Annotated in this window: 13 protein-coding genes; 6 read left to right on the forward strand and 7 right to left on the reverse strand. The window is 41.0% G+C overall.

Annotation, left to right across the window (positions count from 1 at the left end):
* Positions 1 to 166: 166 nt before the first annotated feature.
* Genes ACSQ7D_RS03445 through ACSQ7D_RS03465 form a run of 5 tightly spaced genes read right to left on the reverse strand, consistent with a single transcriptional unit; the run spans position 167 to position 4,977 of the window.
* Positions 167 to 718, reverse strand: coding sequence for a Maf-like protein (locus ACSQ7D_RS03445; protein WP_437135388.1), 552 nt, complete (start codon positions 716 to 718; stop codon positions 167 to 169).
* Positions 718 to 2,577 carry a penicillin-binding protein 2 gene (gene mrdA, locus ACSQ7D_RS03450; RefSeq protein WP_002675470.1) on the reverse strand — a complete coding sequence of 620 codons (1,860 nt, stop codon included), beginning with the start codon at positions 2,575 to 2,577 and terminating at the stop codon, positions 718 to 720. Before mrdA ends, ACSQ7D_RS03445 begins: the two co-directional genes overlap by 1 nt.
* A complete protein-coding gene (mreD, locus tag ACSQ7D_RS03455) occupies positions 2,574 to 3,080 on the reverse strand; it encodes a rod shape-determining protein MreD (protein WP_009411304.1) in 507 nt (168 codons plus the stop codon). The genes mrdA and mreD overlap by 4 nt, the downstream gene beginning before the upstream one ends.
* Positions 3,077 to 3,913: a rod shape-determining protein MreC gene (gene mreC / locus ACSQ7D_RS03460; RefSeq protein ID WP_002675472.1), complete on the reverse strand. Its 837-nt coding sequence runs from the start codon at positions 3,911 to 3,913 to the stop codon at positions 3,077 to 3,079. The genes mreD and mreC overlap by 4 nt, the downstream gene beginning before the upstream one ends.
* Positions 3,914 to 3,948: 35 nt before the next feature.
* The gene (locus tag ACSQ7D_RS03465; RefSeq protein WP_002675473.1) at positions 3,949 to 4,977 is read right to left on the reverse strand and encodes a rod shape-determining protein; all 1,029 of its coding nucleotides are present in this window, start codon (positions 4,975 to 4,977) and stop codon (positions 3,949 to 3,951) included.
* 842 nt (positions 4,978 to 5,819) lie between these two features.
* Here ACSQ7D_RS03465 and ACSQ7D_RS03470 point away from each other — a divergent pair.
* From ACSQ7D_RS03470 to ACSQ7D_RS03495, 6 genes are all read left to right on the forward strand, one after another.
* Positions 5,820 to 6,305, forward strand: coding sequence for a hypothetical protein (locus tag ACSQ7D_RS03470; protein WP_437135389.1), 486 nt, complete (start codon positions 5,820 to 5,822; stop codon positions 6,303 to 6,305).
* A 31-nt stretch (positions 6,306 to 6,336) separates the two neighbouring features.
* Entirely contained in the window at positions 6,337 to 7,011 is a 675-nt protein-coding gene (cmk, locus tag ACSQ7D_RS03475; RefSeq protein WP_437135390.1) for a (d)CMP kinase, read from the forward strand.
* Between the two features lie 84 nt (positions 7,012 to 7,095).
* Positions 7,096 to 8,229, forward strand: coding sequence for a biotin synthase BioB (gene bioB / locus ACSQ7D_RS03480; protein ID WP_308765909.1), 1,134 nt, complete (start codon positions 7,096 to 7,098; stop codon positions 8,227 to 8,229).
* 48 nt (positions 8,230 to 8,277) lie between these two features.
* Positions 8,278 to 8,505: a DUF3820 family protein gene (locus ACSQ7D_RS03485; protein ID WP_009414122.1), complete on the forward strand. Its 228-nt coding sequence runs from the start codon at positions 8,278 to 8,280 to the stop codon at positions 8,503 to 8,505.
* A complete protein-coding gene (locus tag ACSQ7D_RS03490; protein WP_437135391.1) occupies positions 8,486 to 8,995 on the forward strand; it encodes a gamma carbonic anhydrase family protein in 510 nt (169 codons plus the stop codon). Before ACSQ7D_RS03485 ends, ACSQ7D_RS03490 begins: the two co-directional genes overlap by 20 nt.
* Positions 8,996 to 9,339: 344 nt before the next feature.
* Positions 9,340 to 9,867, forward strand: a complete 528-nt coding sequence (locus ACSQ7D_RS03495; RefSeq protein ID WP_178977615.1) for a DUF3575 domain-containing protein — start codon at positions 9,340 to 9,342, stop codon at positions 9,865 to 9,867.
* 67 nt (positions 9,868 to 9,934) lie between these two features.
* Here ACSQ7D_RS03495 and ACSQ7D_RS03500 read toward each other — a convergent pair whose 3' ends face one another.
* Together ACSQ7D_RS03500 and ACSQ7D_RS03505 are read right to left on the reverse strand one after the other, a co-directional pair.
* Positions 9,935 to 10,750 carry a 2,3,4,5-tetrahydropyridine-2,6-dicarboxylate N-succinyltransferase gene (locus ACSQ7D_RS03500; protein ID WP_437135392.1) on the reverse strand — a complete coding sequence of 272 codons (816 nt, stop codon included), beginning with the start codon at positions 10,748 to 10,750 and terminating at the stop codon, positions 9,935 to 9,937.
* Positions 10,751 to 10,761: 11 nt separating this feature from the next.
* On the reverse strand, positions 10,762 to 13,398 hold the full coding sequence (locus ACSQ7D_RS03505) for a valine--tRNA ligase (protein ID WP_437135393.1): 2,637 nt from the start codon (positions 13,396 to 13,398) through the stop codon (positions 10,762 to 10,764).
* Positions 13,399 to 13,400 lie beyond the last annotated feature (2 nt).

A 13,400-nucleotide genomic window follows, 5' to 3' on the forward strand; every position in this document is an offset into this window, starting at 1 on the left:
TTTAAAATACAGCCCCAAAAGTACAATAAATATTTTAAAACTGCAATTTTTTTAATAATTCTTTTTTTATTATTTTTCTTAATAAATTGTTTTTTAATAGTTTAAGCTAATTAGTATATAAGAAAAAACTCTGGTAAAATTCAAGAATTACCAGAGTTTATTTGTTTTATATTTGTTCTTTAATTAAATGCGTAGGCAGTCCCATTACGTTGTTATAAGAGCCTTCAATAGCGGTAACTCCTATATGTCCTATCCACTCCTGTATACCGTAAGCTCCTGCTTTATCGAAAGGTTGATAGTGACTTATGTAATAGGTTATTTCGTCATCGGAAAGCTCTTTAAAGGTTACTTTCGTAATACAGTGCTCCGTTATTTGCTTTTCATTAGTAGTAAAACATATAGAGGTAATTACCTCGTGAGTCTTCCCCGAGAGCGAACGCAACATTGCGAAGGCTTCGGTAGCGTCTTTCGGTTTACCAAGGGCTTTACCTTCGTGCCACACAATAGTATCAGAGGTGAGAAGCACACAATCCGTAGGTATTTCACCTGCAAAGGGCGTAGCTTTCAGCTGGGCGAGATAGTCGGTGATTTGCTCTCGCTTTAAGTGTTTTGGGTAGGTTTCGTCTATGGGTCTAAGAACTACCTCATAAGGGATATCTAATTCTTTCAGGAACTGCTGACGGCGCGGTGAGCCTGAGGCTAATATAATTTTCTTCATTATCGGTTGATGGTAAAAGGCAATCCGCTATAAGGCTTCATATATTCGTCTTCAAGACTCTTTTCGAGCATTTGTTTTTCGAGGTCGCAGCGGTATACTTCACCTTTTAGGTATTTTTCAATCATTAGTGAGGCGATGGGAGCAGCTACTCGTGCTCCGTAATACCCGTTTTCCACAAATACGGCAATAGCAATCTTAGGGTCTTCTATGGGGGCAAAAGCTACAAATATAGAGTGGTCAGTAAGTTGCATACGCTTGCCATTCACTTTTATAAAGTTTTCGGCGGTACCTGTTTTAGCAGCGATATTAATACCTTCAATTTGGGTACGGCGTGCAGTACCTTGCTCATATGCCATATTCATACCTCTAATCACAGGTTCAAAGTTCTTAGGGGCTATTGTAGTGTGCTTAGCAACGGTATACTCTTGAAATGGAGTAATTTTATTATCTATTTTTTTTACGATATGAGGGGTATAGTAATAACCTCTATTAGCGATAGCTGCCATAACATTAGCAAGCTGTATAGGAGTGGTGAGCAGTTCTCCTTGCCCAATAGCGTTAGAGATATTGGTTGTACCATTCCAGCGACCTTTACCATATTGTTTGTCATACAAAGCAGTATTAGGTACTTTCCCTGCACGTCCCGTCGGTAGGTCAGCACCTAAAAAGCTTCCCAATCCAAAACTTCGTACGTGAGCATTCCACTTGTCCATACCCACTGCCGAAGTGGTTTTCATATCAATAGCACGCTTATAGGTATTTGCAAAATAAGAGTTACAAGAAAAAGCTATCCCGTGTAATAAGTCATTAGAACTGCGCCCGCAGTGGCAACGCATTATACGCCCTCCAAAACGATAACCTCCTCCACAGCTGAATACACTACCTGGTGTTATCACACCTTCCTGTAAGCCTATTAGTGCGTTTATTACTTTAAATGGCGACCCTGGTGGGTATTCTGCTAATAGTGTGCGGTCGTAAAGAGGTTTAGCAATCGAATCGTTATAAAGGGCTGTGTAGTTTTTAGAACGTTCACGTCCTACCAACAGAGCAGGATCAAAAGTAGGCGCTGATATCAATGCGAGAATCTCACCTGTTTTAGGTTCTATAGCTACAATTCCGCCGTGTTTGTGTTGCATCAGCATTTCGCCATAGGCTTGCAAATTGATGTCTATGGTTAGTTGCAATGGTTGTCCAGTGATAGGCAAAGTATCCATTGCGCCATTTTTATAGCGTTCAATAGCAGCGTTGTGTTTGTCCTTTTGGAAGAATTGTACACCTTTTTTACCTCGTAAGAATTCCTCGTATTGTTTTTCTACCCCACTGCGCCCTATCAGTTCACCAGCTAAGTAATAAGGGTTCTTTTTTAGTTCCCATTCATTTACCTCGCTGATATATCCCAATACATTTCCCGCATTGTGAGTGAGGTAACTGCGGAGCATTCGCTTCTGTATATAAAATCCTTGAAACTTGCGCAACTTTTCTTGTAGTACAGCATAATCGTCTTTGGAGAGCTGGTGCACGATTACCGAAGGTTTTTTGCGTGAGTAATCACTTGCTTTTATGAGTCGTTCCCTAAACTCTTCTTTACTGATTTCAAGGAGTCCACAAAGCTCTAAGGTATCGAGAGTTTTCACCTCACTGGGCACAACCATCACGTCATAGGCAGGTTGGTTCGATACTAATAGTTCTCCATTACGGTCGTAAATATATCCGCGTTCGGGGTAATCGTATACCGTTTCAATAGCAATGTTGTCAATTCCTGTATTTTCCTCGTGAAATATTACTTGTAAGAAGAATAACCGTACTAAGAACACCACTGCCACAAAAAGAATAATAATGGGCAACAGATATTTTCTCATTTCTTATTTTTACTAAACAGATAGATGAATAGCAAACAAACGATGATAGTGAAGATAGATGCTCCTACAATCTTTGCTAATGTAAGAAACAAGTGATTGAAGTTAAAGACTTCTAAGAAATAAAACAGTGTGTGATGCACTACCACCATCAAGGTTGTATAGCTAAAAATCTTAGAAAACGGATAAGCGAGCAAATCCAATTCTTGATACTCAAAATTCTTGCCAAATACTGTTAGTAGTATCGGATTACGCAAATAAGCTATGAGTACACTACTGGCAGCGTGCAACCCTCCCGTATTAGAAAAAATGTCTATACACAACCCTATTAAAAATGCCGCTACCAATGAAGGCATTCTGTTTTCACGATAGGGTAATAACAGTATAAACACTATGTAAACCATCGGATTTACATAGCCCCAATACTCCACATTGTTGAAGATGAGTACCTGCAACAACACTAAGAATACAAATAAATATACATTTCTTACTACTGGGTGACTCATTTTGGGTTCTGTTTTTCTAAGTCAGAAACGGCTGCTCTATCTCTATCTTCAATAATATACACATATTCAAGGTTCGACATATCAGCAAATAGCTTTACATCAATGATATACGTATTATCCTTTTTGCTCTTTTCAAAATGAACTATCCTGCCAATAGGAATTCCCTTGGGGAATATGTTCGACATACCCCCTGTTACAATCGTGTCTCCATTCTGTATAGGGGCTATATTAGGTACTTCTAACAGCTGTACTTTATTCACTTCTCTGGTATCCCAACGCAATGAACCAAAGTGTTGTGTGCGCTTCACCATTGCATTCAGTGCCGACCTAGTATTCAGTACACTTTGTACAGTAGCAAACCTCTCCGAAGTATTCTCTATTATCCCCACAACTCCTTGTGGCGAGAGCACTCCCATATCTTGCTTTACACCGTCTTTCGTGCCTTTGTCGATAGTGAGGTAGTTGTTTTTTAAACGGAAACTATTTTTTATCACATTTGCTTTAAGTACCTTGTATTTCAGTGAATCGGTAGTGGGAAATGACACCGAATCTACAAGAGATATATTGCGGATTTGCTGTTCCATCCGTAAGAGTTGTGAGCGCAGAGCTCGATTCTCCTCAGTAAGGGTTTCGTTCTGACCGCGTAAGCTAAAATATTGTGCCCAATAGTCTGTGAAACTGTAAAGCCTACCCGACACTGCATTCGCTGAGTTTATGTAAGCACTCTGAGGATAATAATTGCTGTTAAAAACCAAACCAATAGCGCATAAGAACAGTGCGAGGAACACAAAAAAGTCCCTCGACCTCATAAAGAATTGAATGATTTGGTTCATACCTCTTGTTTCTTATCTCTTACCTCTATCTATTTTTACTTTAATAAAATACTTCTGAATTTGTTAATGTTTTTTAGAGTGATACCTGTTCCACGTACTACGGCACGCAAAGGGTCTTCGGCTACGTATACAGGGAGGTCAGTTTTCATAGAAATACGTTTGTCTAACCCTCGCAACATCGAGCCACCACCTGCCATATAGATACCTGTATTATAGATATCGGCAGCTAATTCAGGAGGCGTTTGCGAAAGTGTCTCCATTATAGCATCTTCTATACGAAGAATAGACTTATCCAGTGCTTTTACCATTTCGCGGTAGGATACTTGCACTTGCTTAGGCTTACCGGTGAGCAGGTCACGCCCTTGTACCATAATATCATCTGGTGGGGCATCGAGGTCTTCAGTAGCAGCTCCTACGGTCATCTTGATGTTTTCTGCAGTACTTTCCCCTACGTAAAGGTTGTGTTGCGTACGCATATAGTGCACAATATCCGAGTTAAAAATATCCCCTGCAATTTTTACCGACTTGTCGCATACAATACCCCCTAAGGCAATCACCGCAATCTCGGTAGTACCCCCACCTATGTCGATAATCATATTACCCTTAGGTTGCATAATGTCAAGCCCTATACCAATAGCCGCTGCCATCGGTTCGTGTACGAGGTAAATATCCTTACCGTTCACACGTTCGCACGACTCGCGTACCGCACGCGTTTCCACCTCGGTAATTCCTGAGGGGATACAAACTACCATACGCAAAGAAGGCGAGAAAAAGCGTTTGCGCAACGCAGGTATACTCTTAATGAGCATTCCTATCATCTGTTCCGAAGCGTCAAAGTCGGCAATTACCCCGTCTTTTAGCGGACGAACAGTGGTGATATTAGGGTGTGTTTTCCCTTGCATTAGCCGTGCTTCTCTACCTACGGCTATAATTCTTCTGGTTGTCCTATCTATTGCTACAATCGATGGACTATCAATCACTACCCTGTCATTGTGAATAATGAGGGTGTTCGCAGTACCCAAATCAATGGCTATTTCTTCTGTCAAGAAATCAAAAAAACCCATATTATTTTTCTTTCTATTATATATTTACCTTATAAATCAGTTATTTAAGTGTTTTGTAGACACTACTTTTTGCGGGTGCAATTTTACGATTTTTTTTTGACCTACACAAATATTCTTACACTTTTTCTCAAAACTTTATGGGTAACCTCCTCTTATCTTGCTGTTTATCAGTTCGTATGAATTTCTATTAAATAATGTCTATTCGATATAATATAACATCTTTTGGGTATACGTAAAACTAATTTCTAATCTCGCATACTGTTCAACAATAGCTCACCGACTTTTGAGTAAGCACCGAGTTCCTATCCTTATCCATTACTCATTCCCTTTTCTTTCGCCTCGAAACCCTGTTTTTAACATTTTTAGCGTTGTTGTATTATATTATTAATCAATTATTTATATACCCTTTCTATACCAATCGTCCAAGATTCGTATAAGCTTCCTATAAGCTCTCTATAAGCTAACACCACCTAAATTACAGCTCATTTTTTACCTTTCATCTGAATCACCTCTTCCGAACTCTTCCGATATCTTCCGCCTTCTCCTAATAACTCAAACACATCGCTTTTGCAGTACACACTTTGCCAAAGTTAATTGCCCGTCGTGCTACGACCTTTGGCAAAGTTGAATAAACTTACAATCCCTCCGCTAGCACGTTTCTTGTAACTCCACCTCATTTTCTCATTCTCTAATTTTCTCATTTCCTCATTTTCTCATTTTCTTATTTCATTGTTTTTAAGTATTTATCATTAGGTAGTCGTACTTTTTTAAGATAAAAACGCATCAGGGCATTGCAGTTTGCATTTTGTTTTATATCTTTGTAGCGTTAAAAAGAGATAAAAATGAACGATTTTCTTAACACTCAGGAAACCCGAAAGAACAAACGCACTAAAAACATTATGGCACTAATAGTGGGTGTGGTGTCTTTTGTTGTGGTATTTTTAGCGGCATTTTTTACGACGCGCTATCTCACAAGCTCCTTCTTTTCAAAAGCTAAAAACGATTTAGTTACCGATGAAATGAAGAATCAAGTAGCCGAAATAAACCGGCAATTACCACAAATAATAGAAGAGGGGGTGCGCTTAGATAGTGTTGCCCTAAAAGGGGAAAAAACTATGGGGTATTATGCAACTCTTTTTAATTTCGATTCCGAAGAAGTAGAGTTCGACGCATCAGCAGCTAAGGAAGCTATTGTACAAAACCTAAGAAGCAATCGCCAAAAGATGCGCTTTTTCATTGATAACAATATAACACTATACTATTATTACTACGATAAAAACAAAAAAGTTGTAACCGAAATAGAAATAGCCCCATCACTCTACAAATAACTAACGATTAAAAACTAATAACTAAACACTAATGAATATTATCATTGCCATTGATGGCTATTCCTCAACAGGAAAGAGTACTACTGCCAAAGCCGTAGCCAAAGCGTTGGGCTACGTCTATATCGATACAGGTGCGATGTACCGCGCCGTTACTTATTTAGCCTTAGAAAAAGGTTATGTTTCTACCTCGGGCATCGAAGTAAAACCCCTGATGAAAGCCCTGCGAAAGTCGGAAATAAAGTTCGTGTACAACCCTGAGTTGGGATTTTCTGAAATTTATTTGGACGGTAAGAATATCGAAAACGAAATACGCGGTATTGAAATAGCCAATTGGGTGAGCGAAGTTGCCAAACAACCCGAAGTCCGCACTTACTTAGTAGACCTTCAACGCAAAATGGGTAAAGACAAAGGTATTGTAATGGACGGACGCGATATAGGTACAACGGTATTTCCCAATGCTGAACTTAAAATATTTATGACCGCTAGCGAACAAGTGCGCGCTCAGCGCCGTTATAAAGAGTTACAAGCCAAAGGCGATAAAGCATCGTTCGACGAAGTGCTTGCCAATATCCAGCACCGCGACCATATCGATACTACCCGCAAAGAGTCACCTCTCAAAAAAGCCAATGATGCCATAGTTATCGATAATACCAATCTTACTATAGAGGAACAAGTACAAAAAATCTTAGCAATGGTTAAAAGTTAATATTGCGTCACACACTTTCGTAATTCGTAATTTGTCATTCGTAATTAATTTACTACCTTTGCCCCCGAAATAAAGAAAAGAACTATGTGCGAAAATCAACATACGTGTGGCTGTAGCAATGCCGAAACCCGTCATAATTGGACGAAAGAAGAAATAATGGCTATTTACAATAAACCCCTAATGGAGTTGCTCTACGAAGCCGCTACCGTGCATCGTAAATATCACGACCCTAACTCGGTACAAGTCTCTACACTTCTCTCTATTAAAACGGGAGGTTGCTCCGAAGACTGTGCTTACTGTCCGCAATCGGCGCGTTACGAAACCGAAGTAAAAATAGAAAACGCCGATATGATGAGTGTTACTCACGTAAAAGCCCAAGCCCTTCGTGCTAAATCAGCAGGAGCTTCACGTGTGTGTATGGGGGCAGCGTGGCGTAACGTAAAAGATGGTCCCGAATTTGAACAAGTACTTGAAATGGTGCGTACTATCAATAAGCTGGATATGGAAGTGTGCTGTACACTCGGTATGCTTACCGAAAATCAAGCCCAACGTTTGGCGGAAGCAGGCTTGTACGCTTACAATCACAACCTCGATACGTCAGAAGAATACTACAAAGAAATCATTTCTACCCGTAGTTATGACGACCGTCTCAAAACGATTGACAACGTGCGCAAAACCAATATCACTGTGTGCAGTGGAGGGATTATTGGTATGGGTGAATCACTCGAAGACCGCGCCGGAATGCTCGTAGCACTCTCTACCCTCAACCCACAACCCGAGTCGGTGCCTATCAATGCCTTAGTGCCCGTAGAAGGAACGCCTTTGGAAGACTGTGAGCCCGTAGATATCTTCGAGATGGTGCGTATGGTAGCTACCGCGCGTATCGTGATGCCTCAATCGCAAGTGCGCCTTTCCGCAGGTCGTACCCAAATGAGCCAAGAAGGACAAGCGCTCTGTTTCTTTGCGGGAGCTAATTCTATTTTCGCAGGCGATAAGCTCCTCACCACTCCTAACCCCGATATCAATGAGGATATGCAAATGCTCGGCGTACTCGGTATGCGCATTCAGAAACCTTTTGAAACACATCCACAACCACACACCGTAGAAGCGGAAGATTCTCAATATCACTCCTTGGGCGAAAACCCTAAATGGACGCGCCCTAACCATAAAATAGAGCGCAACGAAGAAAAGAGGAAGATGGTTAAAATAGCACATTAGTAAATCTGCTAATTTTCTAATTATCTAATTTCCTAATTTTCTAATTCTATGTCCCCCGAAATTCTCAAAGAAATCATCACTACTCCTATGCCTTATGGCAAGTACAAGGGTACTATGATTGCTGATTTGCCTTCCTATTACCTCGAGTGGTTTAGCACTCAAGGATTCCCCAAAGGAAAATTAGGAATGCTATTGGCTACTACTTTCGAGATAAAAACTAATGGTCTACAAGAGATAATAGATAAACTAAAAGAATATGTTAGTCAAGAAAGTTAACGGAAAGCAACCTACCTTCGGGGAAGGTTGCTTTTTTGCTGAAAATGCTACCCTTACCGGTGATGTGCAGTTAGGCGACCGCTGTACCGTGTGGTATAATGCGGTTATTCGTGGCGATGTAAACACTATTTGCATAGGTGATGACACCAATATTCAAGATGGTGTAGTGATTCACGCTACCTATCAAACACACCCCACAACCATTGGCAATCGTGTTTCCATAGGGCATAACGCTATCGTACACGGCTGTACTATCGAAGATGATGTGCTTATAGGTATGGGAAGCATCGTAATGGACGGATGTGTGGTAGAAAGCCATAGCATTGTAGCTGCTGGAGCCGTAGTACCTCCTAATACCCATATAGAAAAAGGGAGCCTCTATGCTGGCGTTCCTGCTAAAAAACTCAAAAATATTACCGATGAACAGAGGACTCTCATCGAGCGAACTGCCCTAAACTATCCTAAATATGCAAGTTGGGTAGAAAAATAGAGAATATGCTATGTGTTGATTATCAGTATTAAATATATGTTATTTAAAATTATTCTACTATTTATTTGGATGTATTCAAAATAATATATACCTTTGCCCCACTATTAGTAAAGGAATATAATAGTAGTAAAGTCTTTATATTTCGTTTGCGATTCCTTGTGAAGTCTGTATTCTTTTTTAGTGTTTTTAATAGTTGTTACCTTTTCTTCACAAGTGAATTAGTTAGTTTTACATATAAAAGTCCAGTGTGCTACACACTGGACTTTTTTTGATTTTACAGCATTATTTTTGTGTATTAGCATAAAAGTAGTATCTTTGCCATTATTTTTAAACTAAGAAAACCGATGAAAAAAATTATTGTAGCTGTAATGCTTATGTTTTTCTCAGCAAAAACATTTGCCCAAAGTGATTTTCCTCAACATCAAGTAAACTTGAATATCTTGAATGTTATATGGTTAGCTTCTGTAGAGTTAGGTTATGAACATTACATAGCTCCTAATCAGTCTATCGAAGGAACTATTTTCTTTAACGACCGCTTTTCTGTATTCCCTAGAAAAAAAGGAGAGAAGTACAGAGCTACTAGTATTCAAATAGGATATAACTATTATTTTGAAGAAGACGGAGGCACAGGGCTCTATGTAAATCCTTTTATCAAACAACGCTTTGGAACATTCTCTGAAGATGGAGTAAAAACGCGTTTGGATAGTTTTATCTTAGGTGTAGGGGCAGGTTACCAATGGAATCTCGACGATACCTTTATCATCGCTCCTTTTGCAAATATTGCACGAAACTTTGGTAAACAAGTTAATGAAAATAAGAAGTTCTGGGCTATCGAACCTAACTTTGGTATTAAGATAGGATATAAATTCTAAATCTATTATCTATTAAAAAGGCTACCTTTGGGGTAGCCTTTTCTATTTTATATCCTCATCACTTTTCTTATACAGAAACTCCATATTCTCTAAGGGCATCATTTAGTGAAGTTTTCTTATCGGTTGAGGCTTTACGCTGCCCGATGATAAGGGCACAAGGCACTTGGTAATCTCCAGCAGGGAAGTGCTTGGTGTAACTACCAGGAATCACTACTGAGCGTTCAGGTACATAACCTTTCAGTTCTTTAGGTTCGCTACCCGTTACATCGATGATTTTAGTAGAGGCTGTAAGCACTACATTAGCACCAAGTACCGCTTCTTTGCCTACGCGCACTCCTTCTACCAAGATACAACGCGACCCGATGAAAGCCCCGTCTTCTACTATCACAGGGGCTGCTTGCAAGGGTTCTAATACACCCCCTACACCTACGCCACCACTGAGGTGCACGTGCTTGCCTATTTGAGCGCAACTACCCACAGTAGCCCAAGTATCTACCATTGTACCTTCATCTACATACGCCCCTATATTCACATAGCTGGGCATTAGTATGGCTCCTTTGGCAATAAAAGCACCACGACGTGCTACAGCAGGTGGTACTACGCGCACTCCTTTCTCGTCGTAGTTGTGTTTGAGCGGAATCTTATCGTGGAACTCAAAGATACCCACTTCTACGGGTTTCATATTTTGGATAGGGAAGTAAAGCACTACAGCCTTTTTCACCCATTCGTTTACTTTCCAGCCATTGGCAGTAGGCTCTGCCACTCGCAACTGACCTAAATCTAAGAGGTGAATCACTTCTCTAATGGTTTGCTGTACAATTTCCTCACGAAGCAATGAGCGATTCTCCCACGCCTCATCTATCATTTGTTTTAAGTGTTCCATTTATCTAATTATCAATTATTAATTGCTTTTATTGCTTTTTCAAGTGTTTCAATTTTTGCTAACGCATCAGCTTCTTTTTTGCGCTCATTATCTACTACTTGGGTAGGTGCTGAATTTACAAACTTCTCATTAGAAAGTTTCTTGCGCACCGATGCTAAAAAGCCTTGTGTATAGGTGAGTTCCTCTTGTAGTTTTTTGAGTTCCTCTTGTACATTCACCGCGCCTTCCATTGGAATAAAGTACTCATTAGCTTTTACGCGGAAAGACATTGCGCCTTCTATGGCTGTACTTACTTCGGTAATAGCCTCAAGTCTGCCCATTTTAGAAATCACCACATTAAAACGATTGCTCATTTGCTCTTTGTTTAATACCGAAAGGTTAAGCGGTGTTTTGAAAGGTATATTCTTCTCTTTGCGCACCGTGCGGATACCTGCTATCACTTCGGCAGCAAAGTCGAATTCTGCCAATAGTTTTTCGTCGTACGGCTGTACAGTGGGGTAGGTAGCCACGATAAGGGCTTGTTCAGGGGTACGAGGCGCTAAACTTTGCCATATTTCTTCGGTGAGGAATGGCATAAAGGGGTGGAGGAGTTTTAGTAAATTTTCAAAAGCGGCTACCACGCCCTCGTAAGTTGCTTTGTCCATTGGTTTGCCGTATTCGGGTTTTACCATTTCCAAAAGCCACGCACAGAAGTCGTCCCAGGCGAGTTTATAAATTGCCATTAGGGCATCGGAGATGCGATATTTCTCAAAATGGTCTTCTACTTCGGTGAGTACAGCGTTGAACTTCGCTTCAAACCATTGTAAAGCGAGCTGAGCAGCTGCAGGTTGTGCTACCGAGCTATCCACTTGCCACCCTTTCACCAATTGGAAGGCATTCCACAATTTGTTGCCAAATCCTTTTCCTTGCTGACAAAGGGCTTCGTCAAACAGCAAGTCATTACCTGCTGCCGATGAGAGCAAGAGCCCCACGCGCACGCCATCAGCACCGTAATCGGCGATGAGTTTGAGTGCATCGGGTGAGTTGCCTAAAGATTTAGACATCTTGCGGCGTTGTTTGTCGCGTACAAGTCCAGTGAAGTATACATTGTTAAACGGACGCTCGCCTTTGTATTCATAACCTGCTACTATCATTCGGGTTACCCAGAAGAAAAGGATATCAGGTGCTGTTACTAAATCGTTGGTAGGGTAATAATACTCGATTTCAGGGTTGTTAGGCTCTAAAATACCGTTGAACACGCTCATTGGCCATAACCAAGACGAGAACCAAGTATCGAGGGTATCCTCATCTTGTTGCAAATCGGCTTCAGTAAGATGTGCATTGCCGCTCTTTTCTTTAGCCAAAGCGAGGGCTTCTGCCTTAGTTTCGGCTACTACAAATTGGTCTTTGCCCTCGCCGTAGTAGTAAGCAGGAATTTGTTGTCCCCACCACAATTGGCGTGAGATATTCCAATCGCGTACGTTCTCTACCCAATGGCGATAAGTATTCTCGAACTTTTTGGGATATAGTTTGATGCTTTCGTCTTCCAATACCGCCTTGATAGCTGGCTGGATAAGGGTGTCCATTTTTAGGAACCACTGGTCGGAAAGGCGAGGCTCTATCACAGCTTTGGTACGCTCAGATGTCCCCACTTTGTTAGTATAAGTCTCTTTTTTAGCGAGTAAGTTTTTTGCTTCTAATTCGGCTACTATCTCCTTGCGCACCACAAAGCGGTCTTTGCCAGCATAGTGCAAACCGTAGTGATTAAGGGTTGCATCATCATTGAAAATATCAATTACTTCCAACTGATGTTTGTCGCCCAACACCTTGTCGTTAGGGTCGTGGGCTGGGGTTACTTTCAAGCAACCTGTACCAAACTCTACATCTACGTACTCATCTTCGATAATCGGAATCACACGGTTGCAGATAGGCACAATTGCTTTTTTGCCTTTTAGGTGTTGCCAACGTTCATCGTTGGGGTTGATGCAGATAGCCGTATCGCCAAAAATAGTTTCAGGGCGCGTTGTCGCAATGATAAGGTACTCATTCGTCCCCTCGATTTGATATTTCAAATGATATAAAAATCCTTGACGTTCTTCGTAAATCACCTCTTCGTCAGAAAGAGTGGTCTTAGCCTCTGGATCCCAGTTCACCATACGATGTCCGCGGTATATTTGTCCTTTGTTGTACAAATCCACAAACACTTTGATAACCGAAGCCGAAAGCTCCTCGTCCATAGTGAATTTAGTGCGCTCCCAGTCGCAAGAGCAACCCAATTTTTTGAGTTGTTCGAGAATCACCCCACCGTATTGGTGTGTCCATTCCCACGCGTGTACGAGGAACTCCTCGCGAGTGAGGTCGGATTTCTTAATGCCTTGTTCTTTGAGTTTGGCTACCACTTTGGCTTCTGTTGCAATAGAAGCGTGGTCAGTACCTGGAACCCAGCAAGCATTGAAGCCTTTGAGGCGTGCACGGCGGATAAGTACATCTTGAATGGTGTTGTTGAGCATATGCCCCATATGGAGCACCCCTGTAACGTTAGGGGGCGGAATCACGATGGTATAGGGCGTACGCTCATCGGGGGTTGAGTGAAAATAGTTATGGGCAAGCCAATAGGCATACCATTTTTCTTCTAAATCAGTAGGGTTGTATTTTTTGGGTTCTGTCATAT

This window comes from Capnocytophaga sp. G1920 (assembly GCF_051417515.1).

Bases quoted from the DNA above. Each gene is read 5' to 3' on its own strand.
- ACSQ7D_RS03445 (WP_437135388.1), bottom strand. From the start codon at position 718: ATGAAGAAAATTATATTAGCCTCAGGCTCACCGCGCCGTCAGCAGTTC.
- mrdA (WP_002675470.1), bottom strand. From the start codon at position 2,577: ATGAGAAAATATCTGTTGCCCATTATTATTCTTTTTGTGGCAGTGGTG.
- mreD (WP_009411304.1), bottom strand. From the start codon at position 3,080: ATGAGTCACCCAGTAGTAAGAAATGTATATTTATTTGTATTCTTAGTG.
- mreC (WP_002675472.1), bottom strand. From the start codon at position 3,913: ATGAACCAAATCATTCAATTCTTTATGAGGTCGAGGGACTTTTTTGTG.
- ACSQ7D_RS03465 (WP_002675473.1), bottom strand. From the start codon at position 4,977: ATGGGTTTTTTTGATTTCTTGACAGAAGAAATAGCCATTGATTTGGGT.
- ACSQ7D_RS03470 (WP_437135389.1), top strand. From the start codon at position 5,820: ATGAACGATTTTCTTAACACTCAGGAAACCCGAAAGAACAAACGCACT.
- cmk (WP_437135390.1), top strand. From the start codon at position 6,337: ATGAATATTATCATTGCCATTGATGGCTATTCCTCAACAGGAAAGAGT.
- bioB (WP_308765909.1), top strand. From the start codon at position 7,096: ATGTGCGAAAATCAACATACGTGTGGCTGTAGCAATGCCGAAACCCGT.
- ACSQ7D_RS03485 (WP_009414122.1), top strand. From the start codon at position 8,278: ATGTCCCCCGAAATTCTCAAAGAAATCATCACTACTCCTATGCCTTAT.
- ACSQ7D_RS03490 (WP_437135391.1), top strand. From the start codon at position 8,486: ATGTTAGTCAAGAAAGTTAACGGAAAGCAACCTACCTTCGGGGAAGGT.
- ACSQ7D_RS03495 (WP_178977615.1), top strand. From the start codon at position 9,340: ATGAAAAAAATTATTGTAGCTGTAATGCTTATGTTTTTCTCAGCAAAA.
- ACSQ7D_RS03500 (WP_437135392.1), bottom strand. From the start codon at position 10,750: ATGGAACACTTAAAACAAATGATAGATGAGGCGTGGGAGAATCGCTCA.
- ACSQ7D_RS03505 (WP_437135393.1), bottom strand. From the start codon at position 13,398: ATGACAGAACCCAAAAAATACAACCCTACTGATTTAGAAGAAAAATGG.